The sequence below is a fragment of the Streptomyces purpurogeneiscleroticus genome (genome assembly GCF_020024005.1).
GTDB lineage: Bacteria > Actinomycetota > Actinomycetes > Streptomycetales > Streptomycetaceae > Streptomyces > Streptomyces purpurogeneiscleroticus.
The window spans coordinates 49,116-75,766 of record NZ_NHSG01000170.1 but is presented as its reverse complement, the minus strand read 5'-3'; the positions used below and the strand labels follow the sequence as shown (position 1 = coordinate 75,766).

17 protein-coding genes are annotated in these 26,651 nt (G+C 68.7%); 6 read left to right on the top strand and 11 right to left on the bottom strand.

Going from position 1 to position 26,651, the window contains the following annotated elements:
- Both CCS38_RS10145 and CCS38_RS10140 read right to left on the bottom strand, forming a co-directional pair.
- On the bottom strand, positions 1–5,422 hold a 5,422-nt coding region (locus tag CCS38_RS10145; RefSeq protein WP_223732881.1), incomplete at its 3' end, for a type I polyketide synthase.
- A gap of 43 nt (positions 5,423–5,465) precedes the next feature.
- Positions 5,466–10,835 (bottom strand): non-ribosomal peptide synthetase, encoded by a 5,370-nt coding sequence (locus CCS38_RS10140; RefSeq protein ID WP_223732880.1) that lies wholly within the window; start codon positions 10,833–10,835, stop codon positions 5,466–5,468.
- Between the two features lie 286 nt (positions 10,836–11,121).
- On the opposite strand from CCS38_RS10140, the gene CCS38_RS10135 reads away from it, so the two are divergent.
- Positions 11,122–11,967 carry a MurR/RpiR family transcriptional regulator gene (locus CCS38_RS10135; RefSeq protein ID WP_223732879.1) on the top strand — a complete coding sequence of 282 codons (846 nt, stop codon included), beginning with the start codon at positions 11,122–11,124 and terminating at the stop codon, positions 11,965–11,967.
- Positions 11,968–12,198: 231 nt separating this feature from the next.
- Positions 12,199–12,942, top strand: coding sequence for a response regulator transcription factor (locus CCS38_RS10130; RefSeq protein ID WP_223732878.1), 744 nt, complete (start codon positions 12,199–12,201; stop codon positions 12,940–12,942).
- A 129-nt stretch (positions 12,943–13,071) separates the two neighbouring features.
- Here CCS38_RS10130 and CCS38_RS10125 read toward each other — a convergent pair whose 3' ends face one another.
- The 4 genes from CCS38_RS10125 to CCS38_RS10110 form a co-directional block, all read right to left on the bottom strand.
- The gene (locus CCS38_RS10125; protein WP_223732877.1) at positions 13,072–14,619 is read right to left on the bottom strand and encodes a tryptophan halogenase family protein; all 1,548 of its coding nucleotides are present in this window, start codon (positions 14,617–14,619) and stop codon (positions 13,072–13,074) included.
- 43 nt (positions 14,620–14,662) lie between these two features.
- A complete protein-coding gene (locus tag CCS38_RS10120) occupies positions 14,663–15,484 on the bottom strand; it encodes a tryptophan 2,3-dioxygenase family protein (protein ID WP_223732876.1) in 822 nt (273 codons plus the stop codon).
- Complete coding sequence (locus CCS38_RS10115) at positions 15,427–15,720, bottom strand: hypothetical protein (protein ID WP_223732875.1); 294 nt, start codon at positions 15,718–15,720, stop codon at positions 15,427–15,429. Before CCS38_RS10115 ends, CCS38_RS10120 begins: the two co-directional genes overlap by 58 nt.
- A gap of 348 nt (positions 15,721–16,068) precedes the next feature.
- Positions 16,069–18,168: an amylo-alpha-1,6-glucosidase gene (locus CCS38_RS10110; protein ID WP_223732874.1), complete on the bottom strand. Its 2,100-nt coding sequence runs from the start codon at positions 18,166–18,168 to the stop codon at positions 16,069–16,071.
- 134 nt (positions 18,169–18,302) lie between these two features.
- Here CCS38_RS10110 and CCS38_RS10105 point away from each other — a divergent pair, with 134 nt between their 5' ends.
- From CCS38_RS10105 to CCS38_RS10090, 4 genes are read left to right on the top strand one after another with little or no spacing between them, the layout of a single operon-like run.
- Entirely contained in the window at positions 18,303–19,343 is a 1,041-nt protein-coding gene (locus tag CCS38_RS10105) for a LacI family DNA-binding transcriptional regulator (protein ID WP_223732873.1), read from the top strand.
- Between the two features lie 57 nt (positions 19,344–19,400).
- On the top strand, positions 19,401–20,639 hold the full coding sequence (locus CCS38_RS10100; protein ID WP_223732872.1) for a sugar ABC transporter substrate-binding protein: 1,239 nt from the start codon (positions 19,401–19,403) through the stop codon (positions 20,637–20,639).
- A 4-nt stretch (positions 20,640–20,643) separates the two neighbouring features.
- Positions 20,644–21,801 carry a carbohydrate ABC transporter permease gene (locus CCS38_RS10095; protein ID WP_223732871.1) on the top strand — a complete coding sequence of 386 codons (1,158 nt, stop codon included), beginning with the start codon at positions 20,644–20,646 and terminating at the stop codon, positions 21,799–21,801.
- Positions 21,798–22,646, top strand: coding sequence for a carbohydrate ABC transporter permease (locus CCS38_RS10090; protein WP_223732870.1), 849 nt, complete (start codon positions 21,798–21,800; stop codon positions 22,644–22,646). The genes CCS38_RS10095 and CCS38_RS10090 overlap by 4 nt, the downstream gene beginning before the upstream one ends.
- Positions 22,647–22,750: 104 nt before the next feature.
- Here the strand turns inward: CCS38_RS10090 and CCS38_RS10085 are convergent, their stop codons facing one another.
- The 5 genes from CCS38_RS10085 to CCS38_RS10065 all read right to left on the bottom strand — a co-directional run bounded on the left by CCS38_RS10085 (position 22,751) and on the right by CCS38_RS10065 (position 26,612).
- Entirely contained in the window at positions 22,751–22,924 is a 174-nt protein-coding gene (locus CCS38_RS10085) for a hypothetical protein (RefSeq protein WP_223732869.1), read from the bottom strand.
- A gap of 73 nt (positions 22,925–22,997) precedes the next feature.
- Positions 22,998–23,372: an ATP-binding protein gene (locus CCS38_RS10080; RefSeq protein WP_223732868.1), complete on the bottom strand. Its 375-nt coding sequence runs from the start codon at positions 23,370–23,372 to the stop codon at positions 22,998–23,000.
- Positions 23,373–23,701: 329 nt separating this feature from the next.
- A complete protein-coding gene (locus tag CCS38_RS10075; protein WP_223732867.1) occupies positions 23,702–24,964 on the bottom strand; it encodes a M20 family metallopeptidase in 1,263 nt (420 codons plus the stop codon).
- Positions 24,964–25,716: an amino acid ABC transporter ATP-binding protein gene (locus CCS38_RS10070; RefSeq protein WP_223732907.1), complete on the bottom strand. Its 753-nt coding sequence runs from the start codon at positions 25,714–25,716 to the stop codon at positions 24,964–24,966. The genes CCS38_RS10075 and CCS38_RS10070 overlap by 1 nt, the downstream gene beginning before the upstream one ends.
- Before the next feature lie 14 nt (positions 25,717–25,730).
- Positions 25,731–26,612 carry an amino acid ABC transporter permease gene (locus CCS38_RS10065; RefSeq protein WP_223732866.1) on the bottom strand — a complete coding sequence of 294 codons (882 nt, stop codon included), beginning with the start codon at positions 26,610–26,612 and terminating at the stop codon, positions 25,731–25,733.
- Positions 26,613–26,651: the final 39 nt, after the last annotated feature.

Genomic DNA, 26,651 nt, shown 5'->3' with positions numbered 1-26,651 from the left:
CGATCGACCAGATCGCCGCCTCGGTCGCCCCACCCAGACTGACCACATCAACACCCGGCACCAGCCCACGCAACCGGCCCGGCAGATCAACCGGAATCCAGTCACCGGACAGCAACGCAAGCCGCAACGGCAAACCATGATCCGTACCGGTGGCGTGCTCGACGAGCATGTCCATGAGGGCGGGCACAGAGTTCCACAGTGTGATGTGGTGCTCGCGGATCAGCTCCAGCCAGTGGTCCGGGTCACGATTGGAACCCGGACGCGGCAGAACCAACGTCCCACCCGCACCCAGCACACCGAACACGTCGTACACCGACAGATCGAAACTCAGCGACGAAAGACCCAGCACCGCATCCGACGAGCCGACGCCGAACCGTTCGTTGATGTCCAGGCAGGTGTTGAGCGCCGCCCGGTGCGAGAGCGCCACGCCCTTGGGCATGCCTGTCGAACCGGAGGTGTAGATGACGTATGCCAGGTCAGTGGGCTGCTGGACCGGCTCCGGTGGCCGGACGTCCTGGGGCACCTCTTCGGAGTCGTCGACCGGCAGCAGACGAACGCCCTCGGGCCAGACCCGTCCGCTGTCGCCGTCGCCGTCGCCGGTCAGGACGATGCGTGCCTTGCCGTGGTCGAGCAGGTGGTCCTGGCGCTCGACGGGCAGCTCGGGGTCGATCGGCAGATACGCACCACCGGCCAGCATGACGCCGAGCGCCGCGACGATCTGCTTCCGGCCCTTCGGCAGTGCGACCGCCACCAGCTGGTTCGGTCCGACGCCGAGGCTGCGCAGCCGCTGGGCCAGGGCGCAGGCTCGGTCACGCAGCTCGCCATATGTCAGCTCGCCACCGGTGTCGACGATCGCTGTCTTCTGCGGATTCTGCCCGGCGCGTTCCAGGATGCCGGTGTAGAGCATCCCCTCGGGCACGGGGCCGGCGGTGTCATTGGCTGCCTCGATCATCAGCCGCTGGTCATCCGGGAGCAGGGAGCCGGGCCCGTCCTCCCAGACAGTGCCGTCCCCGGCCAGCTCGCCCAGGACCTGGCAGTAGGCGGCGAACATCTCATCGACCATGCCTGCGGGGAACAGTGCCTCGACAGCCGGCCAGCTGATGTACAGGCCCTTGCTGGTCTCCAGGACCGCCGCGTCCAGCCACACCTGCGGGGTCTGCACCGACTCGTGCACCATGTCGCCGAGCCAGTCGAAGAGCGTCTCGCCCTGGTCGCCGGTGTCCTGTACCAGGGTCGACGTGAAGACGATGGGCATCACGGAGCCGGTGGTGCCGCCGCGTTGGCGGGCCAGCTCGCGCAGCACGTCCACGCCGTTGACCCAACGGTGCTCCAGGTCCTCCCACGCCTGCGCCTGCAGGGCGAGGGCGATCTCGGCGATGCCTTTCTGCTCGGTCAGGTCGACGGGCAGCAGGTCGAAGGAGGCGAACTCGCCGACCAGGTTGTCGGCATCGTGGTGGACCGGCAGCCGGTTGATGACGGTGACGTTGAGGGTGAACGCGGAGGAGCGGGCCCAGCCGCCGAGTACGGTCGCGTAAACGGCGAGCAGCACCGATGACGGCGTCACGCCGAGGCCGGCAGCCCGTTCCTTGACGCGCTGCCAGGCGGGCTGGTCCAGGACGAAGCTACGCGGTGTGAAGCGGGGCCGGTCCAGCTCCGAGGGGGCGACGGCGAGCGGCAGGTCGGGGGCCGGGGGCAGCTCGGCGGTGCGTTCACGCCAGTATGCGAGGGAGCTGTCGTAGAGCGGAGTGCGGCGCACCCGGCCGGCGGCGAGGACGTAGTCCCGGTAGGAGATCTCCAGGGCGGGCAGCTCGCTGCTGTCCATGCCTGCGTAGAGCATCCGCCATTCCTGAAGCAGGATGCGGATGGAGCCGATGTCGGCGATCAGCAGGTCGAAGCTGAGGAAGAGCCGGGTGCGGTTCTCGGGGAGCAGCACGGCAGTGATGCCGAACAGCGGCCAGGTGTCGGTCGGCCGCATCTCGTGCGAGATGTCCTCGCGCAGCTCCCCCAGCCGGGCCTCGCGCTCGGTGTCGGTGGTCTCGCGCAGGTCGACGCGGTCGAAGGTGTACGTGCCGGGGTCGGGCAGTATGCGCTGCTGCCCGTCGTCGGTGAGGACTGCGTTGAGCATCGGGTGCCGCCGCATCAGCACATTCCACGCGTCACAGAGCCGGTCGAGGTCGATGCCTTCGTTCTCGACCTCCCAGTAGATGTGGGCGGCGACGTTGCCCAGGTGGAAGTTGCCCATGCGGCCGATCCACTGGGCCTGCTGGATCTCGGTGAGGGGGAAGGGCTCGTAGAGGTTGTCCGGGTCGGGCACGGCGACGGGCAGGAGATCGGCGGCCTCCCTCTCCTTGCCGTCTTCGCCGTCGCCCGCCGCGCCGCCGTAGCGGGTGACGACCTCGGCGAGCGCGGCCACGGTGGACGCTTGGACCAGCTCCCGCATCGGCACCGCGACGCCCAGGTCCTCCTTGATGCGGGCGACGACTCGGGTGGCCAGCAGCGAATGGCCGCCCAGCTCAATGAAGTTGTCGTGGACGCCGATGGGGGCGACACCCAGCAGGTCCTGCCAAATGTCCGCGACCTGCCGCTCACGGGCGTCGCGCGGCTCCAGATAGGTAGTGGTGAGCTCCGGACGCCCCTCCAGCGCTGCCTGGCCGGGTACCGGGGCGCTCGCCTCGTCGTCCTCTGCCTCGCACATCAGCTCACCGGCTGCCGAGGGGGCTTGGCCGCTGGGAGCCTCGATCCAGTAGCGGCGGCGTTGGAAGGGGTAGCCGGGCAGTCCGGTCCGGGCCCGGGGCCACTGGGTGGGCTCCAGGGCGTGCCAGTCGACCTCGGCCCCGGCCGCCCACATGCGGCCGACGGCTGCCAGCAGGGCGTCTTGTGCCGAGGTCTCGTCTCCGGGTGCGGGCAGGGTGGGTACCAGAGTGCGCTGCAGAGCTCCCACGCCGCTGCGGGCCAGGGTGGTGAGGGTCCGTCCCGGCCCGCACTCGACCAGCAGCAGGCCCTGTTGTTCCAGCAGTCGCTCGACACCCGAGCCGAAGCGGACGGTGTCGCGGGCGTGGCCGGCCCAGTAGTGGGGGTCTGCCGTCTGCTCTTCGGTGATCCAGTCACCGGTCCGGTTGGACAGATAGGGGATACCCGGCCGGCCGAGGCGCAGGGAGGCGGATTCCTCGGCCAGCGCGGGCAGTATGGGGTCGAGCATGCTCGAGTGAAAGGCGTGCGAAGTATGCAGGGCCCGGTGGCCGATGTCCCGGCGGGCCAGTTCCTTCGCCAGCTCTTGGACGGCATCGTGCGGGCCTGCGGCCACACACATCCCGGGTGCGTTGACAGCGGCGACGTCGAGGTCGGCGTGGCCGTCGATGAGCTCGCGCAGTGCGTTCTCGTCAAGACCGACGGAGAGCATGGCTCCACTGGGCACCTGCTGCATCAGGGCGCCGCGGCGTGCGACCAGGCGCAGCGCGTCGGGCAGCCGCAGGACGCCGGAGAGACAGGCCGCGGTGATCTCCCCGACACTGTGTCCGAGCAGGGCCCGCGGTGTCAGGCCCCAGGAGATGAGCAGCTGGGCCAGTGCGTACTCCACGGCGAAGAGCGCCGGCTGGGCGAACTGGGTGCGCTGCAGCCGCTCGGCGGCGCGGTGCCAAGCGTCAGGGGTGCTGACATCCGGGTACAGCACATCGCGCAGGTCATGGGCGAAGTGGGGGCGCAGCAGCTCCGCACACTCATCGATACATGCACGGAAGCAGGGCTCGCTGTCGTAGAGCTCGCGGCCCATGCCGGGGTACTGGCTGCCTTGGCCGGGGAAGAGGAGGGCGATACCGGTCGTGGTGCCGGAGGCGGTGGAGGTGGCGGTGCGAGTGGGGTCGTACGTTTCGAGGGCTTCCGCGGCCTCGCCGGCCTCCCGGCTGATGACGATGCGGCGGTGTGCGAAGGCGCGGCGTCCGGTCTGCAGGGTATGGGCGACGGTGGGCAACGGGGCCACGCCGGGGTCCCGCAGGGCAGTGGCCAGGGCGGCCGTCGCCTCCTCCAGGGCCGGCGGAGTATGGGCGGACAGCGGCAGGAGCTGCACCGTGCGGGCGGGCTGGGGGGTGGGCGCGGGCTCGGGGGCTTCTTCCAGGACGACGTGGGCGTTGGTGCCGCCGAAGCCGAAGGAGCTCACGCCGATGCGCAAGGGGATGCCCTCGCTCGGGCGCTGCCACGGCTGCAGCCGGTCGTTGACGTAGAAGGGCGAGCCTTCGAAGGTGATGCGCGGGTTGGGGCGGGAGAAGTTCACGGTGGGGGCCAGTTGCCGGTGCTTGAGTTGCAGTACGGCCTTGAGCAGGCCGGATATGCCGGCGGCGCTGTCGAGGTGGCCGATGTTGGCCTTCACCGAGCCGATGGCGCAAGAACCCTCGGTCAGCGCGTCCGGAGAGTGGGCGGCACTGTGGAAGCCTTCGGTCAGGGCGGCTATCTCGATGGGGTCGCCCAGCGGGGTGCCCGTGCCGTGCGCCTCGATCGCGGTGATGCTGGCGGGTTCGATGCCTGCCACGCCCAGAGCCGTGGCGATGACGCCGGCCTGGCCGCGGACACTGGGGGCGGTGTAACCGACCTTGTCCGCCCCGTCGTTGCCGATGGCCGAGCTCTTGATCACGGCGTCGATCCGGTCGCCGTCGGCGAGGGCATCGGAGAGGCGCTTGAGCACCACCAGACCGGCACCGCTGCCGCCGACGGTGCCATTGGCTTCGGCGTCGAAGGGGCGGCAGTGACCGTCGGGCGAGAGGATCATGCCCTCTTCATGGAGATAGCCGACACGGTGCGGAACCCGCACGGTCGCTCCTCCGGCGAGGGCGAGGTCGCATTCATAGGACTGCAGCGCCTGTGCGGCCATGTGGACGGCCACGAGGGAGGAGGAACATGCGGTCTGGACCGAGACGGCCGGGCCTTCCAGACCGAGCTTGTAGCCGATGCGGCTGGCCAGGTAATCCTTGTCGTTGGCAATGAGCAACTCGAACCCGGCGGCGGAGGCATCGACGCGGCGTCCGGGGAGAAGGTTGTTGAGCAGGTAGCCGGAGAGACTGCAGCCGGCGTAGACGCCGACACCTTCGCCCCCATGGGGGTGGCCGGCGTCCTCCAGGGCGTGCCATGCGCATTCCAGGAGGATGCGGTGCTGGGGGTCGAGCAGAGCTGCCTCGCGGGCGCTGTAGCCGAAGAAGCGGGCGTCGAAGCGGTCGATGTCGTCCAGCGCACCACCTGCGCGTACGTAGGCCGGGCTGTCGAGCAGTTCGGGGGCGACGTGACCGGCGAGGTCTTCATCGGTGAAGGTGGTGATCGACTCGACGCCGGCCCGCAGATTGCGCCAGAACTCGTCGAGGTTGGTGGCGCCGGGCAGCCGCCCGGCCATGCCGATCACCGCGATGTCGCCGGTGTCCTGCTCGAAGGCCGTTGCCATGTCGTTCCTTTCAGAGGTGCGCGCTCACGGCACGAGGAGGCGGTTACTGTGCGTCGCTGCGGCGGCCGCGGGCCTGCCGCCGGCGGCGGGCCCGTTCCGAGGCGGTGCCGGCGGCCGCGGGGGCAGTGCCTGGCGTGGTCAAACGGCCGGCCAGGCGGCGCACATTGGGTTCGCTGAAGAGCGTGGTGATGGGGAAGTCGAGGGCGAGCGTCTCCCGCAGTTCCCGGTAGATCCGGGTGATGGTCAGGGAGTCCAGCCCGAGCTCGAAGAAGTTGTCGGTGACCTTCGCGCGCTTGTGGGGGGTGTGGGTAAGGACGACCTGCAGGATCCTCTCTTCCAGCTGCGTTACCGGTGCGGGAACGGTCGCGTGGAGAGAGTCCTCGTCCCGCCGCGCGGCCACCGGGTCCGGGAGGCCGGAGCGGTCGAGTTTGCCGTTGGCGGACAGTGGCAGGCGGTCCAGGACGCTCAGGGTGGGCGGGACCATGTAGCCCGGCAGTTGCTCCGCGGCAAAGGCGCGGACTGCGGCGAGGAGTTCTTCGTCGGCGGTCCGGTCACCGCGCTGTTCAGGTACCACATAGCCGACCAGGTGGCGGTGGTGCCGCTCCCCCGGCGCGGCGGCCACTGCGGCCGCCACTGCTGGGTGCCGTGCCAGGGCTGCTTCGATCTCGCCCAGCTCGATGCGGAAGCCACCGATCTTGACCTGGAAGTCCTCCCGGCCCAGGAACTCGATGTGCCCCTGAGGCGTCCACCGGCCCAGATCCCCCGTGCGATACAACCGCTCACCGGTATCGGGATGAGTGACAAAAGAGGCAGCGGTCCGCTCCGGATCGTTCCAGTACCCCTCGGCCAGCCCCACCCCGCCGATGAACAACTCCCCGGGCACATGAACCGGGCACTCCTGCCAACGGTCATTGAGCACGTGAAAACGCTGATTACGCAACGGCATGCCATACGGAATGGACTCCCAGGCAGCATCCACCTCCCCCACCGGATACGCAATCGACCAGATCGCCGCCTCGGTCGCCCCACCCAGACTGACCACATCAACACCCGGCACCAGCCCACGCAACCGGCCCGGCAGATCAACCGGAATCCAGTCACCGGACAGCAACGCAAGCCGCAACGGCAAACCATGATCCGTACCGGTGGCGTGTTCCACCAGTATTGCCATCAGAGCCGGCACAGAATTCCACAGGGTCACCCCGTGCTCGCGGATCAGCTCCAGCCAGTGGTCGGGGTCACGATTGGAACCCGGACGCGGCAGAACCAACGTCCCACCCGCACCCAGCACACCGAACACGTCGTACACCGACAGATCGAAACTCAGCGACGACAGGCCCAATGCCACATCCGCGGCGTGCACACCGAAGCGCTCGGTGATGTCCGTGCACGTGTTCAACGCGGCCCGGTGGGAGACTGCCACGCCCTTCGGCGCACCGGTCGATCCGGAGGTGTAGATCACGTACGCCAGGTCCGTGGCGGGTTGGGGCCGAGGCGGTTGTGTGGCAGGAAGTGGGCCGGTGAGGTCGATGGGTTCCTGGATGACATGGTCCGGCCAGTCGGTTGTGCAGGAGTCGGCCGCTGTCAGGAGAACGGTGACTCCGGCGTGCTCGATGAGGTGGCGGCGTCGCTGGGCGGGCAGGCCGGGATCGACGGGGAGGTAGGCGCCGCCGGCCAGCAGTACGCCCAGGGCCGCCACGATCTGCTCCCGGCCCTTGGGCAGCGCTACACCCACCAACTCGTTGCCTGTCACCCCCACTTCGGACAGGCGCCTGGCGACGTGGCCGGCATGGGCGTGCAGCTCGCCGTAGGTGAGAGTGCCTTCGGCAGTGATGACTGCAGTCTTGCCGGGTTGCCGTGCGGCCTGCTTCACGAGAGCGGAGTGCAGGAGGCCGTCGGGGATCGGGCCGGCCGTGTCGTTGGCCTTGGTGACCAGTTGATGAGGGAAGGAGGATTCGGGGCGTGGGGTGGTCCAGGCGGCGTCGTTCTCCACCAGGTCGGTGATGAGCTGGTGATAGGCGGTGAACATCTCTTCCGCCAAGCCCTCCGGGAAGGCTTCGACGACGGTGTCCCAGTTGAAGGCCAAGCCGGTGCCGGTTTCCCAGACCTGGTGGTCGATGAGGACCTGAGGGGTCTGGGAAATGCCGTAGGTCCACTCGCCGAGCCAGTCCACCGGCAGATCGGGGCCGCCGTCATGGGCCTGGCCGCGGGCGCTGGCGAAGACGACGGGGGCGAGGAGGCCACCGGTCGCCCGCCGGTGCTCTGCCAGGTCCCGCAGTACGCGGACACCGCTGTAGGCACGGTGTTCCAGGTCCGCCCACAGCTGCCGCTGTATCTGCACGGCCAAGTCGCCCAAGCCGCTTGCTCGGTAGAGGTCGACCTCCAGCAGGGTGACGGAGGTGAAGTCGCCGAGGACTGCGTCGATGTCCGGGTGCAGGGGCCGGCGATTGAAGGTCGGGATGTTGAGCAGAAAATGCCCGTTGCGTGCGTAGCGGCCCAAGGTGGTGGCGTATGCGGCCAGGAGCACGCAGGAGGGGGTGACGCCCAGCTCGGCGGCGCGTCGGCGTAGGCGATCCCAGGCCGGGCCGGCCAGTTCGGCGGCCAGCCGGTGGAAACGAGGGCTGCGGAGGGACTCCACCGGTGCGGTCAGCGGCAGGTCGGGGCCGGCCGGCAGGGTGTCGATGCGGTTGTTCCAGTACTGGCGCGAAGCCTCGTATCCGGGCCCGTCGCTCGGTTCCTGAGTGGCGGTGACGTAGTCGCGGAAGCCGATGCCTGGGGCAGGCAGGGTGAGCTCGGGGTCTTCGTACAGTGCCTGCCATTCGCGGAAGAACAGGCGCAGGCTCCACACATCGAAGATCAGCAGGTCGAGCCCGACGTGCACCCGCGTGCGGTCCCCGTCCAGGACGGTGACACGGATGTCGAACAGGGGCCAGCGGTCGGGTGGGAAGACATCGTGCGACATCTCGTCCCGGACGGTGGCCAGATGATGCTCGACGTCGTGGGTGCTCCGGCCGCGCAGGTCGTACTCGGTGACAGGGGTGCCGGCCACGGCGTCCGGAGGCAGTACCCGCTGGCTGCCGTCGCGGTCCACAACGGCACGCAGCATGTCGTGGCGAGCCACCAGGCGGTCCAGGGCGGTGCGCAACCGGGCCGGCTGCAGATGTGTGGCGTCGAACTCGGCGAAGAAGTGGGTGGAGACGCCGCCCAGCGGGAAGTCATCGCTGCGTCCGACGAGATAGGCGTGCTGCAGATCGGTCAGAGGGAAGGGGGCGTTGCGTTGTCCCGGCTCGGGCGACAGCGTCGGGGTCGCAGGGGCGGAGCCGTCGGGCGTGGATTCGACGAGGGCGCGGGCCAGGCTGTCGATGGTGGCGGCGCCGAGGTCGCTCAGCGGCAGCAGCAGGCCGGTTTCCCGGTGGAGCCGGCTGCGCAGTTCCATGATGCGCAGGGAGTCCAGACCCCACTGGAGCAGCGTGCGTTCCTCCCAGGCCGGGGTCGGGGTGAGGCCGAGCGCGGCGCTGATCCAGTCGCGTAGTGTCCCGGTGACCTCTGAGGGGTCGCTACGGGCCTCCGGCGCGCGCAGAAGGGCTGCCAGAGAGGTGTCACCGGCTGCCCCTGCAGGGGCGGTGGGCTCTGCGGTACTGCGTTGCCGGTCGCTCGCCGCGGCCAGCACGGTCAGTTCGCCGGCGTCATAGGCGGTCCGGCAGGCGTTCCGCTGCACCTTGCCGCTGGCCGTGGTGGGTATCTGGTGGTGCGGTACGAAGACGAGCTCGTGAACGTCCACCTCATGGGCGGCGATGATGGCCCGGGCGAGTTCCCCGGCGGCCTGGCGCAGGTCACCCAGCTGACGTACAGCAGCCTCGTGCAGCCCCTGGACGACGACCAGGCGTTCTTCGTCCTCCCGGTCCACGGCGACCGCGGCGGTCGGGAGATCGGTGAGGCAGGGGTGGGCCTGGCGGCAGGTGAGCTCGATGTCCTGGGGATGCAGGTTGCGGCCGCGGACGATGATCAGCTCTTTGCGCCGGCCGCAGATGACCAGCTCGCCGCGGTGCAGGAAGCCCAGGTCACCGGTGCGCAGATAGCGCAGGTCGCTGTCGGGCAATGAGGCGTCGAAGGTCTCTGCCGTTTCGATGGGACGGCGCCAGTAGCCGTCCATGACCACCTCACCGGTCACCCATACCTCTCCGACCTGGTCGGGGGCGCATGGGCGGTGGGTATCGGGATCGACGATGACGATGTCCGCTCCCTTCCCCGGTGCGCCGCAGCCGATCAGGGTGCGGGTGCGCGGGGTGGACGGGCTCGCCGACCGGACCGCGCCCCGCTCCAGGGCGGCGGCGTCCAGGTTCACCCGGACCGGGGGTTCCGGGCTTCGGTGGCCGGTGACGATGAGCATCGTCTCGGTGAGGCCATAGGCGGGGAACAGGGCTTCCTTGCGGAATCCGAAAGGAGCGAACGTTTCGCTGAAACGCTGAAGCGTGCGGTGGCGGATGCGGTCGGCGCCGATGAGCGCGGTGGACCAGTTGCTCAGGTCGAGGCGGTGACACTGTTCCTCGGAGATCAGCGCCGCGCACCGGTCGTAGCCGAACGGCGGGCCGCCGCTGAGCACGGGAGCGTCGATGTCGCTGATGGCCCGCAGCCAGCGCACCGGTTCGGCGACGAAGTCAGCGGGCTCCAGCAGGGTGGCCGAGCCGCCGACGTACTGGGCCAGCATGACGCTGCCGAGTGCGAGGGCGTGATGGGCGGGGAGCCAGTTCACCACGTGCCCTTCCTCCGGAAGGGCGGTGCGTTCACGCTGCAGCTCCAGTGTGGCCTGCAGCTGGGCGTGCGGAATGACGACGCCCTTCGGCTGGGAGGTGGAGCCGGAGGTGTAGAGCAGCAGGGCAGGCCGCGAGGGGTCGAGGCGGGCCGGTGGTGGCGCGTCGGTGAGCGTGAGGGCGGAGGACGGGGGTTCCTCGACGCAGTGCCAGCTCACGGGCACGGCACCGTAGCGTTCCAGCAGTGGGCGGCACATCTTCAGGAGCGCTTCGGTGGTGACGATCGCAGACACCTCGGCGTCGATGGCCGTGTATGCGAACAGCTTCCCGCGCTCTTCATCACCGGCCGGCGGGGGTGGCAGCGGCACAGCGGCTGCTCCCAGATGCCAGGCTGCCTGGCAGGCGGCGAAGAGGCCGGGGCCGGCCGGGAGCACCACCAGGATGCGGTCGCCGGCGGCTACGCGGTCGTGCAACGCGGTTGCTATGGCCTGTGCTTGGGCGGCCAGCTGTCCACGGGTGAGGCATTCCACGGCATCGGGCGTGCCGGGTGCGTCCGCTGGGCGCACCAGACGCAAGACCTCTCGCTGGGGGTCCTTTTCGGCGAGTTCCCGAAGCACTTCTGCCGGTGTCCGCGGCGTCCGCGCCGGCACGATGTCGACCATCGGTGCTCCCTCGTCCTCGTTGCCTGTTGCTTGCTGGATGGATCAGCGCGCAGTTCACGGTGCCAGGGAGAACGCATGGGCCCTAGGCTCGAACGCTGTGCCTGACAGGGCCTGTTGCTTCCTGCTCGGTCGAGGGGGACGCCTGTGGTGCCCGATCGGGCACGGCGCGTGGCCCGGAGGGTTGCGTTACGTGGCGCGGCCTTCCGACGGCCGCGAAGTGGTGTATGCCGGAGCGTGGCAGGCTTCGGGTACGGTGCCGCCAGGGAGGGGAACGGGCGTGGGGAATATGCCGGAAGACATCGCCAACTTACTGCGCAAGGAATTGGGACAGTGCAGCCCGGCCGAGCGGCGCGTGGGCCGGGTCCTTCTCGCCGACTATCCGGCGGCGGGCCTGACGACGGTCGCCGCTCTTGCCTCGCGCGCAGGGGTCAGTGCGCCCACTGTCGTCCGGTTCGCTCGCCGCTTCGGATTCGACAGCTACATCGCCTTCCGCGCGGCCTTGCAGCGGGAGGCCGAAGCGCAGCGGGAGCAACCCGCTGCGTCCTCTGCCGCGACCGCCCGTGCCGAGCCTTCGGGCACCTGCCCAAAAAACACTCCTGAGCTGCTCATTGACCGTGCCGGGCAGGCGATCGCGGTCGGCACCCAGGAGACCTTGACATCGTTGCCGCCCGACGAAGTGCAGGCGGCGGCCGCACTGTTGGCCGACTCTTCCCGGCGACTGCTGCTCGGCGGGGGGCGCTTCACCCGGCTGCTGGCGCACTATCTCACCTTGCATCTGCTGCAGTTGCGCGAAGGGGTGCATCTCCTGCCCGAGGGCGAAATCGAGCTCGCCGCCCTGCTGTCCCGCATCGGGCGCCGCGACGTGCTCGTACTCTTCGATTACCGCCCCTACGAGCGGCCCACCACCGAAATCGCCCGCCACGCCAAAGCCGCAGGGGCCAGGCTTGTGCTGTTCACCGACCGGTGTCTCTCCCCACTCTCCGAACTGGCCGATGTCGTCCTGCCGGCCGCCGTCGCTGCGCCTTGCCCTCATGGCAGCCTGGTGCCCAGCCTTGCCGTGATCGAGACGCTGATCGCGAAGCTCACCGTGAGTGTCTCTCCGGCGACGGATCCGCAGCACGTGTGCGTCTGACAGCCCGTGGCGTCCGAAAGCGAGCTGTAACTTCCCTGCCATGCCTCACCAGGGGCGCTGCCGCTTGTTCAAGCATGAACTGAATGGCATCTACTGTTACATCTTCCCCTCACTCACTCAAAGTTGTAACGTCCCGGTCATGGTTCCGCGGGACGCTGACGTCACGTGTGGAGTGCCGGCCCCGCCGCCACCGCTGCGAGCAACTACCTCGGTCCCCTGATTGTGACCCCCATGTTTGAACGATCCAACGACGAGGAGGGATGGTCGGTGAGCGAACAAGCGACCCACCATCACGACATCCTTGACCTGCCAGATCTGTCCGCGGTGCCTCCCCACCTGCAGGTGGCGGTGTTCCACCAGGACGAGATCATGCGGTGCGGTCTCGAGACCCTGCTGCAGGCACTCCCCCACATCGGAGCGGTGCACGTGCTCGACACCCCTGCGCTCGGCGGCACCGCTCTGCTGCATCACCGGCCCGACATCGTTCTGCTTCCGGCCTCGCTGGCTCCCGAACTGCTCCGGGACCTGGTGGCCACCGCACACCGGGCGGGCGCTAAGGCGCTGCTCATGCTGACCGCGCTGGACCGAACCAGCATCCAGCGCACCAGCCACCTGGCAGCCGACGGCTTCGTGCTGGAGGCGGGCCTGACGGCGGAGACGCTGGCGCACACTGTCCAGTCGGTCCTGCGCGGTGATATTCCGGTACCGCCCAGCCTGGTGCGCGAACTGCTGTCGGAGGTGAACTCTCAGGGGCACAACGACCGCGGACCACAGCTCACCCCGCGCGAGGAGGACACCTTGACCTTGTTGGTCCAAGGCATGAGCAACAAGCAGATCGCCCGCCGCCTCGGCATCTCCGAGCACGGCGCCAAGCGGCACGTCTCCAACGTCCTGGCCAAGCTGCACTGCCCCAATCGCACGGTGGCCGCGGTAGTCGCGGTGAAGAACGGCCTGATCCCCGCCCCGGTGTACTGACACCCGAGGCCGTCTGCCGCGTCGTGCACACCGTGACGGCGGTGACCACGCCACCGGGGTCGACGGAGCGGAAGGCCGACGACGCACAGTGCGGTGGTACCGGACGACCGGTACCACCGCACTGTGCCGTCAGTGCTGGAACTGCGCCAGATATGCGTGCTGGCTCGGCAGTTCCTCCACCAGGCGGGCCGCCTCCTGGCGTATCTGCGCGAACTGACGCCGGGCCTCGGCGTCGTCCAGCAGGTCCAGGGCGGCGCGGCTGTGGGCCGGCGGCCTGCCCAGGCCGAGCAGCATGACGTTGTAGGAGTACGGCTCGAATCCGTGGTAGTGGGGGTAAATGGTGCTCTGCGAAGGCAGTTGGGAGTTCCACAGCTGCAGGCGCTCGGCCATGCCCTCGGGCACCTGGCGGTCCTCGGTCGCCTTCCAGTAGGGGGTGTCGTTGCGGGTGGCGGCCTTGTAGTGCAGTACCAGGAATTCCCGCACGCCGTCCAGGCAGCGAGCGACGCTCTGGTTGTAACCACGGGCCAGCCCCGGGTCCCAGTGAGCGTCGGGGAAGTGCCGGACGAGCTGCTCGATGCCGTGCTGGATGAAGAAGATGCCGGTGGATTCCAGCGGCTCGACGAAGCCGCTGGACAGACCGATGGCCACGCAATTGTTCACCCAGGAACGGCGGTTGCGCCCGATGCGCATGCGGATGTGGTTGGCCTCGACATCGGCCGCCGCGCTGCCGACGAAGGTACGCAGCTCCTTCTCGGCCTCCTCCGGTGAGCAGAACTGTGAGGAGTAGACGTAACCGGTGCCGATCCGGCCGAACAACGGAATGGTCCAGATCCACCCGCAGTCCCGGGCGGTGGCGGTGGTGTAGGGCGCCATCCCCTCCCGTTCGCTGTCGACCGGCACACGCAGGGCCACTGCCCGGTCGTTGGGAAGAACATCCTGGTAGGACTCGAAAGGCTCGTGCAGGGTTTTGTTGATCAGCAGTCCGCGGAAACCGGTGCAGTCAATGAACAGATCGCCGGCGATCTCGCCGTGTTCCTTGGTCAGGACGCTGGTGATCCAGCCACGGTCGTCCTGCCGGACCTCAACGACGTCGTCCAGTACCCGTTTCACGCCGCCGTCCGTGCCATGGCCGGCGAGGAACTCCGCCAGCTTCGCGGCATCGAAGTGATAGGCGTAGGGGAACTGGGTGTCCTGCTGGAACATCGTCGTACGGCGCTGACGGTCGCCACCGTCGTGCAGTGATCCCTCGAAGAGCTCGCCGTCGAGCCGCTTGGGAGAGCGCTTGGCCTCACACAGCGCCGGCAGGACATAACACGCTTCGTCGAACCGCTGCCCGTCCTGCAGCTTCAGCCACCAATCGGTGAGGGGGAAGCCGTCAGGGTTCCGTAGCCGTTCGAAGGGGTGGTAGAAGTGCTCTCCTTGCCCGCGCCAGTTCTCGAAGCGGATGGCGAGCTTGTAGGAACCATTGCAGTGCGGCATCCACTCGCGTTCGGCAAGGCCGAGATAGTCGAAGAAGTGCCGGACGGTGCTGAAGGTGGCTTCCCCCACCCCCACCGTCGGGACGTCGGCCGATTCCACTAGGGTGACGTTCAGCCGGTCGCCGAAGGTGGCACGCAGGTAGGTGGCTGTCATCCAGCCTGCGGTACCGCCTCCGACGATCACCACGTTGTTCAGCATGCGGTCGGGGCCTCTCGTTCGTAGTCGTAGCCGGGCGGGGGACTCAGGGCCGGGCCCGGTCACTGCCGGTCGTCTGGTGCACCGGGTCGGCGGCGAGGACGTTTCGCAGCTCCCACAGGTGCGGGAAGAAGCGGTGGCGCACAGTGCGCTCGAGGTAGTCGATGGAGGCGCCACCGGTGCCTCGGGACGCGCCACCGATCATGCGGCGCACCAGGATCACGTGCTCGGTGCGCCACCGCAGCCACAGCTCGTCGTAGTCCAGCAAGAGCTCGCTGAGCACGTGGAGGGTCGTCTCCAGGTGCGGCTGGCGGTACAGCTCCGCCCAGTCGCCCACACCGGCCCGGCGGGCAGCGTCGAGGTGGGCCTGGGCCAGGCTGCGACGGTGCAGATTGCGAGCGACGGCCTCGGGAAGGGTGCCGCCATTGGTGGCGCGCAGGTCCTGGAGGTACTGCTCATTGCGGAGGCCGGAGGCGACCTCCAGCTCGCGGAATTGCGCGGACTGGAAACCGCTGGCGCCACTCAGCCGCCCACGGAAGGCGTGGAAGCTCTCCGGTGGCAGGTCCCGCAGGCTGCGCAGCTGGGCCAAGAGGGCGTGCATGACGTCGTTGACGCGGCGCATGACCGTGCAGCACCGGGCGAGCCGGTCGGCGTCCAGCAGCAGGACCAGCTGTCGCACGTCGTGGTGGAGAAGCTTGAACCACAGCTCCATCGCTTGGTGGACCACGATGAAGTGCAGTTCGTCGTCCTGTGTGCTCAAGGGTTGCTGCAGGCTGAGCAGGTCGGGGATGTGCAGGTAGTTGTCGTAGGTCAGCCGGCGGTCGCAGGCGGCAGTTGCGGCTCGCTGGCCAGTACTGGCCGTCGCCATGGTGTGCTTCCTTCCGTACTGGTGAGCTTCAGGCGCCCGTGCGGAGCGTCGGTGGCTGCATCACCGGCTGCGCCGGTGCGGTAGCGGCGCAGCAGGCTGGCCAGCGGAGGTGCAAGCACGGTGCGGAGGGGAGTCAGCACCGCGAGCACGGTGTGAAGACCGGGAGTGATCAGGCCGCGCTGCAGGGCGATGTCGAGCGGTACCAGCTCCACCAGGTCGCGCGCATTCATCAGCACGCCGGCCGCGGAGGCGTCCGAGCCGGTCAGGCGCAGAGCGAGGGCGGAGGAGGCGGATCAGCTGCCGCCGGTGGTCAGCAGAACCGGCGGGAAGGCAGGCCGTGGTCACGACGGCGAGTTGCAAGAGCATGCGCGTGGTCAATTCGGCAGCATCGGGCACTGCGTCTCCTTCGCCGGTCCTCTCGCACGCGGAACATCCAGCCCCGCTCAGGTGACCTTTCCGGCAATGCCGTGGGCGCGGCAGCCCCGATGGTGGTGTCGTACCGGGGCGGCGGTGAGGTACCCGATCCGGTACGCCCATGTGGGCGGGCCCCGGGGGCAGAGGCCGCACGGGGCCCGCGCCGGACGTCAGGTCCCGACGGTCAGCCGGGCACTGGTTTCGAGGGTGACCGCACCGTCGCTGCCTACCTCCATCGTGAGGGGGTGGCCTGCCACCTGCATGCCTTCCACCCTCAGGGGGCGCCAGGCGTCGTGCTCCAGCGGGGTTGCGGTGAGCCGGCCGTTGGGGACATCCGCCTGGAGGCCCAGGACGGACTGGAGCAGCAGGAAGACCGACGCGGCAGCCCATGCCTGCGGCCGGCAGGAGGCCGGGTAGGGGGCGGGCGCGGTGTCGTGTGCGCGGCCATGGCCGGCGAACAGTTCGGGCAACCGTGCCTGGAAGCCGCCGGAGGCGGTGACCAGGCCCTGGGCGAGCGCGGAGGCGGTAGTGCCACAGCCGGCTCGGGCCAGCCCGTGAACGGTGATTGCGGTGTCGTGCGGCCAGACGGAGCCGATGTGGTAGCCGAAGGGGTTGAAGCCGGTCGAGTCCGGGGCCAGGGTGCGCACGCCGAACCCGGAGTTCAGTTCCGGTGCGCCCAGCCGGGCGGCCAGGGCGGCGCTCTCCCCGGCGGTGAGCAGCCCGGTGCCGAGCAAGTGCCCCATGCTGGAGGTCACCGTGTCCAGAGGTCGCTTGTCCTTGTCCAGGGCTGCGGCGCAGTAGGGACCGGCTGCGTCCTCCAGCCAGAAGTGGGCGCGGAAGCGGGTGCGCAGGGTGTGGGCCCATTCCTCCCAGCGGTCCGCGCCGGGGCGGCCGAAGGCGCGCAGGAGCGCGGCGCCACCGAGGGCGGCTTCGTGCGCGTAAGCCTGTACCTCGCTGAGGGCGATGGGCGGTTGGGCGAGGCGCCCGTCGCGGTGCCGAATGGAGTCGCCGGAGTCCTTCCAGCCCTGATTGGCCAGACCTCGTCCGGTGCGGTCCACGTACTCCAGCAGGCCGTCACCGTCGGCGTCGCCGTGTTCGGCCATCCAGTGCAGGGCTGCTTCGGCGTGCGGAAGCAGGGCGTGGACCTGCTGCTCGTCCATGCCCCAGCGCCAGGCGTCGTGCAGCAGGATCACCCACAGCGGGGTGGCGTCGATCGTGCCGTAGTAGCACGGCGGCAGGCAGTGGTCATCGTCGAGGCGCAGCGGAGCCCGGCGGACTTCATGCAGGATTTTGCCGGGTTCCTCCTCCGTGTCCCTGTCGATGCGGACGCCCTGACGGCGAGCGAGGGTGCGCAGTGTGCCGGCAGCCAGGTCGGTGCCGAGCGGGAGCAGCATGCGGGCGGCCCACAAAGAATCCCGGCCGAACAGGGTCAGGAACCAGGGCGCGCCGGCGGCCAGGAAGGAGTCGCGCGGATCTTCGGGATCGGCGAGGAGCATGCGCTGCAGGTCGGCGGTGGACTGCTCGGCCAGGTGGTCCAGCTGCCGGTCGGCGCTGTGGACACGCGGCGGCGACCAGGGCAGACGGTCTGCCGCTACCGCTGGGAAGAGCGGCGGCCCGCTGTCCTGGAAAGTGCACTGCAGCGCGCAGTGCCAGGCGGCCCCCGGGGGCAGGTCCACGCGGTAGCGCAGTTCTCCTTCGGTGGTGTGGGTGGCATCGGGGAGCGGAGTGCTGTGCAGTGTGGTGCGCAGCGCACCGTCCTGCCAGTGCAGACCGGCGTCGTCGGCCTCGGCGGCGGCGGGAGGGGGCAAGGTGCGGCCGGACTTGATGTCCTCCATGGCGGCGAAGTCGGCACCGGCGGTGATGACCACTTCGGTGCGCACATGGCGGGTCCCGGCGTTGCGCAGCTCGATGTCCTCCTCCAGCCGGTCGGGGAGGACTCGGCGCTGCCGGTGCAGGGTGAGGGCGGGGTCCGGAGTGGTCTCTGCCGTGCCGCGCAGCACGGCACGGAACGCGGCTCGGTCCGCGCCGCGGACATGGCCGGCGACCGGGGAGAGGAGGGTGCCGTGGGCCTGGACCTCCAGGCGCGAGAGGAAGCGCCGGTCTCCGTGGAAGTAGCCGTCGGCGCCCTGAGCGATCTGCCCATCGGGCCTTGAGATCGCCAGCGCGGGGGCGTACAACGTCACGCAGGCATCGTGCAGGAAGGGCTGCAGGGCCGGGGTGATCGGGGCTGCGTCCTGCCCGTGGTCACTCCTCTTGACAGGCAACGTCATCGAAGCCAACCTTTCTTCGTTAGATCGATCAAATTCACAATAGGCCCAAGTCATCGGGAAGTTGAACGCTTTTTGATCGATAAATCAATGTCGACAGCGGCCTGGTTGCAGGCTGGAGGACGAGGAGCAGCGCGATGACGCGCAGGACGGATGCGCCCGGCGCACCGGTCACGATGGCCACTGTGGCACGGCGGGCGGGGGTGTCCACGCAGACGGTGTCCAACGCCTTCAACGCCCCTGAGTTGTTGCGTTCGGAGACTCTGGTGCGGGTGCGGAAGGCGGTCGCGGAACTGAACTACCGGCCGCACCGGGCAGCCCGCTCCCTGCGGACCCGCAGTAGCAAACTGATCGGCTACGCCATCCGCGCCTCCGACGGCGGGGGCAACGTGATGGACCGGTTCCTGCACGCGCTGTCGCAATCCGCCGCCGAGGCCGGCTACCGCGTCCTGCTCTTCCCCTCCCCGGCCGGCCCCGCCGAGCTGGAGGAGTACGAGGAACTGCTGCGTGAGCACTCCGTCGACGCCTTCGCCTTGACGCACACGGTCCGCGGCGACAAGCGGCAGACGTGGTTGCACCGCCGGGGCATCCCCTTCGTCGCCTTCGGCCGCACCTGGGGTTCCAAGGGCGTCGGGGACTGGGTGGATGTCGACGGCGCCGCCGGCACCGGCCAGGCCGTGGACCACCTGGTTCAGCTCGGCCACCGCAGGATCGCCTATCTGGGATGGCCGGCCGGCTCCCCCGTGGGCGATGACCGTCTGCGCGGCTGGAAGGAGGCGATGAAGCGACACGGCCTGCCGGTCCGCGGGCTGCGTGCCCAGGCGTTGGGAGAGGTCGAGCAGGGTGCGGCTGCAGCTGGTGGGCTGCTCGATGCCGGCGCCTCCGCTGTCGTCACCGCGAGCGACACGCTGGCCATGGGCTGCTATCTGGCATTGCGCGACCGCGGGCTGAGCGCCGGCCGGGACGTCTCGGTGGTGGGATTCGACGACGCCCCCGCGGCGCAGTTGCTCTCCCCGGGACTGACCACGCTCCGGCAGCCGATGGAGGACGTCGGACAGATGTGCATGCAGTTGCTGCTGAAGCGCATCACCGACCCTTCGGCGCCCGCAGAACGCGTCCTGCTCGCCCCGCATCTGGTGGTACGCGACAGCACCGCACCTGTGCCGCTCACGGCATAAGTCCCCCCCCCAATCCCCAGTACGTCTCATTCAGCGCGCAGCTTCTCGGAGGAATCGATGCGATCTTGGATACGTACCGCTGCTCTCGTCGGATGCGGTTCTCTGGCCCTGACCGCGTGCGGAGGCGGGTTCGGCAGCGGCGGGAAGGCGCAGAACGAATCCGCTCACCAGTCGCTCCGCGTCATGATCGCCACCTCCACGGACGCGGAGGGAGCCGCGGTGAAGGAGGCGGCGGCCTCCTGGGCCGAGCGCACCGGTAACAAAGTCACCGTCATACCGTCCCAGGACCTGCGGCAGCAGCTCGGTCAGGGTTTCGCCGGCGGGAACCCGCCCGACGTCTTCTACACCACGTCCGAGAAGTTCGCGGACTACGCCGAGGGCGGCTCCCTCTACCCCTACGGCACGCAGCTCGAAGACGTCGAAGCGTTCTCCGAGGACCTGAGGAGGTCCTTCAGCCGGGGCGGCAAACTGGTCTGTGCTCCCAAGGACTCCTCCACACTGGCACTGGCCATCAACACAGAGCTGTGGCGCAAGGCCGGCCTGACCGAGAAGGACATCCCACGTGACTGGACGGACCTGCAGCGGGTGGCCCGCACCCTGACCCGGGGAAAGGTGACCGGCCTGACCTTCGATCCGACCTACAACCGCATCGGTGCCTTCTTGCGGCAGAGCGGTGGCTGGATCACCGACAGTGCCCAGAAGAAGATGACCGCCGACACTCCGGCGAACGTTCGCGCCCTGACCTACGTGCGCGGCCTGCTGCGCTCGGGGGCCCTGAAGTACCCCAAGCAGATCGACTCGGGGTGGGGCGGGGAGGCATTCGGCAAAGGCCGGGCGGCCATGACCATCGAAGGCAACTGGCTTGTCGGTGGCCTGAAGAAGGATTTCCCCGACACCAAGTACCGGGTGGTTGCCCTGCCCGAGGGCCCTGCGGGCCGGGGCAACCTCTCCTTCAGCACCTGTTGGGGAGTGGCAAAGCAGAGCGCGCATCACAAGGCGGCCATTGACCTGGTGGAATCGCTCACCGCTCCCCGTCAGCAGTTGGAATTCGCCGACAGCTTCGGCGTCATGCCCTCGCGCAACGATGCGCTGAAGGTGTACAAGGAGCGTCACCCCGCCCAGCGAGCCTTCGTCGACGGTACCCGCAGCGCGCGAGGACCGGTGACCCTGGCCGGATTCGACAAGGTACTGAATCAGTTCGATACGGGCCTGGAATCACTGGCATCGGCAGATCCTCGCAAGATCCTCGCCGAACTCCAGCGCAACGGCTCACAGGCGCTGGCGGACGAAGGCTGAGGCAATGAGCGCACCGACTCTTGCGCATGACCACGCGGCGTCTCCTGAGTCGCGCCACCGTGACGGCCGCCGGCGCCGCCCGCGGCGGCCGATCCGCGGCCGGGAAGGACTGTGGGGGTGGATCTTCGCCAGTCCTCTGGTAACAGTGCTCGGCCTGTTCCTGCTGGTTCCGATTCTGATGGCGGTATGGGTCAGCCTGCTGGACTGGAACGGGCAGTCCAACCCCTTCACCTCCTCTGCCGATTTCGTAGGGCTGGACAATTACACCGACCTGCTGCTGCACGACGGTCTGGACCGGCAGCAGTTCATGACCGCGGTACGCAACAACCTCTACTACGTACTGCTGGTCGTTCCGCTGCAGACAATCGTCTCTCTCGGGCTCGCGCTCGCTGTCAATCAGCGTCTGCTGCGCGCTCGGGGCCTGTTCCGTACGGCGTTCTATTTCCCCTCGGTGACCAGCTCCATCGCGATTTCCACCGTGTTCCTCTTCCTCTTCCAAGGTGGCGGCACGGTCAACACCCTGCTCGGCATGCTGGGCATCGACGGACCCAACTGGTTCACCGATGCCCGCGGCCTGACCTGGGTCGTCCTTGACGCCTTGGGGCTGGTCGACTCCGCACGTCCTCCCGCCGCTCTTGCCGGCCATGAGCTGTTCGGTCTGCCATGGTCGGAATGGCTGGCCGGGCCGTCGGTGGCAATGTGCACCATCATCGCCCTGGCCGTGTGGACGACCTCGGGCACGTTCATGCTGATCTTTCTGGCGGCCCTGCAGGATGTCCCTGCGGCGACGGAGGAAGCCGCCCGGATCGACGGGGCAAACCGGTGGCAGGTCTTTCGTCACGTCACGCTCCCGGCTCTGCGCCCGGTGGTTTTCCTCGTACTCACGCTCGGACTGATCGGCACCTGGCAGGTGTTCGACCAGGTCTATGTGATGAGCCAGGGCGCTCCCGGAAACACCACGCTCACGCCCGCCTACCTGTCCTACACCGCCGGCTTCAACGACGGGCACTACGGCAAGGGCGCGGCGATCGCCTTCGTGCTGCTCGCCGTGATCGTGGCGCTGACGTTGGTACAGCGATGGCTGCTGCGGGAGCGCGACGGCTCCCGCTTCCTCAGCCGGACAACGAAGCAGCGCCGGACGATGCGGAAGGCCGATCAGTGAAACCGAACCATTCCCTGCGTGCCGTCGGGTTCACGCTTCTCGCGTTGTGCGCGGCGCTGTTTCTCCTGCCCTTTGCGATCCAGGTGGCGACGTCTTTCAAGACCGATCCGGATGCTGCCGCGCACCCGCTGTCGCTCCTGCCCGACCCCCTCAGTCTTGCCGCTTACCGGCGGCTTTTCGGCCTCGACGGCGGGGACAGCGTGCCGTTCTTGCGCTGGCTGGGCAACTCGACCGTGGTGACCTTGGTGGTCACAGCGGGGCGGGTGCTGTTCGACTCCATGGCCGGCTACGCCCTCGCCCGACTGCAGTTCCGCGGCCGTGGCGTCCTGGTCGCGCTGGTGATCGGCGTGATGGCGGTGCCGGGTGTGGTGCTGCTGATTCCTCGCTTCCTGGTCCTGAACACCCTCGGCATCTTCGACACCTATGCCGGCATGGTGCTCCCGCTGATCGCGGACGCGGCCGGGGTGTTCATCATGAAGCAGTTCTTCGCCTCGATCCCGCGGGAGGTGGAGGAGGCAGCCCGGATCGACGGCGCAGGCATCGTGCGGACCTTCTGGTCGGTCATCCTGCCCATGGCCAGACCGGCACTGATCACTCTGACGATCCTGTCCTTTCAGGGATCGTGGAACGAGTTCACCCACTTCTTGGTCTCCACGCAGTCCCCGGAGTACGAGACGCTGACCACGGGCCTGGCCCGCTTCGTGTCCGGTGGGCTGGGCAACGGCACGCAGTATCCGCTCAAACTCACCGCAGCACTGCTGTCGACGATTCCGGTGGCGGTGCTCTTCTTCTGCTTCCAGCGGTATTTCGTCCGGGGCGCCAACAGCGACAGTGTCAAGGAATGACGCCGATGCCTGGTGCCGGCGTACAGCTGCACGTGCTCGGTCACGAGTACGCCGACTCCTGGCCCGAGGCGTGGCGGAACCGCGGGGTGACCGTGCGCCGGTCATCAGCCGCGGGCGGTCCAGCGCTGCTGAGCGGCGGGATGCCCGACGTGGCCCCAGCGCAGGAGCCGGTCGGCTGCCTCGGTGACGTCGTGAGCAGCTCGGCGTGCTGCGTCTATGACATCTCCGTGTTCGCTGACGAGGCGCTGGTAGATCGGTGCGTCGGTGTTGCTCGTCACGGCGCGTTGTGTCCTTCAGGATAGGTGCGGCCCGGCGAGCGGCGGCATGACGTGCAGGATGGCACGCAAGATATCAACTTCCCGGTGCGGACCGGGAGAGGACTGCCCAAGTGGTGTGCCCGCCTGCGGCCGGAGTATCGCCCCAGCTGTCGGCCAGTTCACGCACCAGATACAGACCTCGGCCGCCGGTTCCCAGGGCTGGGCAGCAGCCCGCCCTGTCCGTCACGGCGCGTTGCCGGCGGGAGATGCCGGAGCCCTGGTCGCTGACTTCTATGCGCAGCTGGCGGGCGCCCGAGGCCAGGCGCCGGCAGCTGAGCGACAAGGCGACCTCGCCCTGTCCGTGCGTTACGGCGTTGGTGACCAGTTCGCAGGTCACCAGCAGGGCATCGTCGGTGAGAGCGGTGGCGTGCCACAGCATGAGCTGGTCGCGCAGGAGGCGGCGTGCCACGCACGAGGCGCGGTCGCTGCGTGGCAGGGACCAGGTGCGCCCGCCGTCCTCGATTGTGCCGTGAGACGGGGCAGGGGGGTTCGCAGGGTTCGCGGCCCAAGTCATGAGATGTCACCCCGTCCGCGTTGTCCGTCCTGGTCGGCGGCGAGACGACGGACGGGAGCCGAGGTCAACGCGGCGGCACCGGGTGAGTCGAGCCGGCCGGGAGGCGTGGGCTGGTGGTCGTGAAGCCGGGTACGAGTGAGGTGATGTCGCACGGTGGATCCTTTCTCGTGGAGCATTCAGTGCGGGTGGTTGCCGTCGTCGTGGACGGGAGTTCCTGTGGCCGCCTACTGCGGGGCCGTCTCGGCGGCCTGCGGGGCCGCCTCGGCGGCAAGGTGCCCACTGCCCAAGCGGGTGATGAGGTCTGCCACCATGGTGGTGCGCGGGACGACGGAGGAGAGGTCCAGCCACTCCCCTGGGCTGTGATCGGCACCGCCGACCGGACCGAGACCGTCGAGGGTCGGGGTGCCGCAGCTGGAGACGTAGTTGGCGTCGGCCACTCCGCCGGTGCGGACGGCCTCGAACCCGAAGCCCAGGTTGTTCGCCACGGCAGCGGCTGTGGCGGCCATGGCGCGCGAGGCGGAGGTGCTCTCCATGGGAGGGCACAGTTCACCGGCCGTAACAGTGGTGGTGGTGCCCTTGACCCAGCAGCGGTTGGCCAGGTTCTCGATATCGCGCTGGGTCGCCAGCAGGGCGGCGAGCGTCTCGGCGCGGACCTCCAGTTCGATGTCGGCGAGGTCGCAGACCACGTTGGGTCGGGTGCCGGCGCGGATGACTGCGGTGTTGATGCTCACTCCGGGGTTGCGCAGGTTGAGTTCTTCGATGGCCACGATGAGCCGGGCCGCGGCGAGGGCTGCGTTGGCGCCGCGCTCGGGCTCCACTCCAGCGTGTGCAGCGGTGCCCTTGATCCGTACCCGGAGGTCCACGACGCCCTTGCGGGCCTGGACGATGTCTCCGTTCTCACGGGCGCATTCCAGGCACAGGGCGTAGTCGGCGGCCTGTGCCAGGCGCTCGATGAGCGGGCGGCTGCCGGGAGAGCCGATCTCCTCATCGGGGGTGAGGGCAATGATGAGCTCGGCGTAGTGTTCCCGGCCGGTCTCGACCAGGGCACGGGCGGCGGTGATGGCGCTGAGGACGCCGGCTTTGTCATCGGTGACGCCGGGACCATAGGCAAGATCACCGTCGATGTGGAAGGAACGCTCGCGGGCAGTGCCGTCGGGGAAGACAGTGTCCAGGTGGGCCAGCAGCAGAATGACCCGGCCTCCGGCTTCGCGGTCGAGACGTCCCATGCGGCGCGCTATGACGGCGTCGCCCAGTCGGCGTCCCCGGGCGTTGGGTACCGGGATGCGGTCCACACTGAAGCCGATGCCCTGGAGCAGTTCTCCGGCCAGGCCGCCGACCTCGTTGACGCCTGCGGCATTCCAGGACCCGCAGTCGATGGCCACCATTCGCTGCAGGCTGCGCAGGTAGGAGCTGCGGAGTCCGGCGATATGGGCGTGCAGTTGCTGGGTGGCAGAAGGATCGGGGTGCGAGGAGGGCGTGTGCGGCATTACAGGACCTTGTTCAGGAAAGCGCGGGTGCGGGGGTGAGTCGGGGCGTCGAGCACGGCCTGCGGGGCCCCGGCTTCGACGATGCGGCCGCCGTCCATGAAGACGACGGTGTCGGCTGCTTCCCGAGCGAAGCCGATCTCGTGGGTGACCACGACCATGGTCATGCCTTCGGCTGCCAGGGAGCGCATGACGTCGAGAACGTCGCCCACGAGTTCGGGGTCCAGGGCGGAGGTCGGCTCGTCGAACAGCATCAGTTGGGGGTCCATGGCCAGCGCACGGGCGATGGCGACGCGTTGTTGCTGACCACCGGACAGCTGGCTGGGCCAGTGGTCGGCCCGGTCGGCGAGACCGACCTTGCTCAGCAGGCGGGCCGCCCGGTCCCGGGCCTCGGCACGCGGTGTGCGCTTGACCCGGACAGGGGCCTCCATCACGTTCTGGGCCGCGGTGAGGTGGGGAAAGAGATTGAAGCGCTGGAAGACCATGCCGATCTTCCGGCGGCGTTGGGCCACCTCCCGCGGGCGCAGTTCGTAGAGGGTGTTGCCACGGCGGCGGTAGCCGACGGGCTCCCCGTCGACGCTGAGTTCGCCGCCGTCGATGCGCTCGAGGTGGTTGATGCAGCGCAGCATGGTGGACTTGCCCGAGCCGGAAGGACCCAGGAGACAGCAGACACTGCCGCGCGGGACCGTCAGGTCGATGCCCTGCAGAACCTGGGTGGAGCCGAATGCCTTAGTGACGCCGGCGGCTTGGACCATGGGAGGGGTGGTGTTCACGACGTGCGCTCCTTCGCGCCTCGGCTGCGGGCGAGGGTGAGGCCGGTGAGGCGGCGCCAGGTGCTGGGCCGGTCAGAGGTATCGCCGTAGCGGCGTTCGAGCCATCGCTGGGGCACGCTGAGCAGGGAGACGAGCACCAGGTACCAGATGCCTGCGACGAAAAGGAGGGGAACGACCTTGTAGTTCTGGGCGTAGACGTCCTGGATGTTGGACATCAGGTCGTGACCGGCGATCACCGAGACCAGGGCGGTGGTCTTGAGCATGGTGACGGTGTCGTTGCCCATCGGCGGGATGATGACGCGCATGGCCTGCGGCAGGATGATGCGGCGCATGGTCAACAGCGGTGTCATGCCCAGGGATTGAGCCGCTTCGGACTGGCCGTTGTCGATGGAGCGGATGCCGCCGCGGATGACTTCCGCGGCGTAGGCGACTTCATTGAGGCCCAGGGCGAGGAGGGCCGCCATCGTCGGGGTGATGAGGTCATTGGTGGGAATGGAGAAGAAGGTGATGTGCGTGAACGGCACGCCGATGCTGAGGTTCTGGTAGAGGGCCGCGAGATAGCCCCAGAAGATGATCTGAATGAGGGCCGGCGTGCCGCGGAAGATCCAGATGAAGGCGCCGGCGATGCCGGACATGGCGGGATTGGGCGAGAGCCGCATGACAGCGACGACCGTGCCACCGAGCAGGCCCAGCACCATGGCGGCAGCGGTCAGCCAGACCGTGGTCCACATCCCCTGCCACACCAGAGGGTGGAACAGGTAGTGGCCGACGGTGGGCCAGTCGACGTTGGGGTTCTTGGCCAGTGACCAGAGCAGACCGGCGGTGGCCAGCAGGACCAGTGCGGTGGCGGCCCACCGCCCGTAGTGCCGCACGGGCACGGTATGGCTGTCACGCGAAGTCTGTGGCGCGGGGGTCCG

What these genes read in the sequence shown, in the direction of transcription:
- CCS38_RS10125 (WP_223732877.1), bottom strand. Translation starts at nt 14,619, where the DNA reads ATGCTGAACAACGTGGTGATCGTCGGAGGCGGTACCGCAGGCTGGATG.
- CCS38_RS10075 (WP_223732867.1), bottom strand. Translation starts at nt 24,964, where the DNA reads ATGCCGCACACGCCCTCCTCGCACCCCGATCCTTCTGCCACCCAGCAA.
- CCS38_RS10130 (WP_223732878.1), top strand. Translation starts at nt 12,199, where the DNA reads ATGTTTGAACGATCCAACGACGAGGAGGGATGGTCGGTGAGCGAACAA.
- CCS38_RS10100 (WP_223732872.1), top strand. Translation starts at nt 19,401, where the DNA reads ATGCGATCTTGGATACGTACCGCTGCTCTCGTCGGATGCGGTTCTCTG.
- CCS38_RS10105 (WP_223732873.1), top strand. Translation starts at nt 18,303, where the DNA reads ATGACGCGCAGGACGGATGCGCCCGGCGCACCGGTCACGATGGCCACT.
- CCS38_RS10070 (WP_223732907.1), bottom strand. Translation starts at nt 25,716, where the DNA reads ATGGTCCAAGCCGCCGGCGTCACTAAGGCATTCGGCTCCACCCAGGTT.
- CCS38_RS10140 (WP_223732880.1), bottom strand. Translation starts at nt 10,835, where the DNA reads ATGGTCGACATCGTGCCGGCGCGGACGCCGCGGACACCGGCAGAAGTG.
- CCS38_RS10095 (WP_223732871.1), top strand. Translation starts at nt 20,644, where the DNA reads ATGAGCGCACCGACTCTTGCGCATGACCACGCGGCGTCTCCTGAGTCG.
- CCS38_RS10110 (WP_223732874.1), bottom strand. Translation starts at nt 18,168, where the DNA reads ATGACGTTGCCTGTCAAGAGGAGTGACCACGGGCAGGACGCAGCCCCG.
- CCS38_RS10135 (WP_223732879.1), top strand. Translation starts at nt 11,122, where the DNA reads ATGCCGGAAGACATCGCCAACTTACTGCGCAAGGAATTGGGACAGTGC.
- CCS38_RS10120 (WP_223732876.1), bottom strand. Translation starts at nt 15,484, where the DNA reads ATGGCGACGGCCAGTACTGGCCAGCGAGCCGCAACTGCCGCCTGCGAC.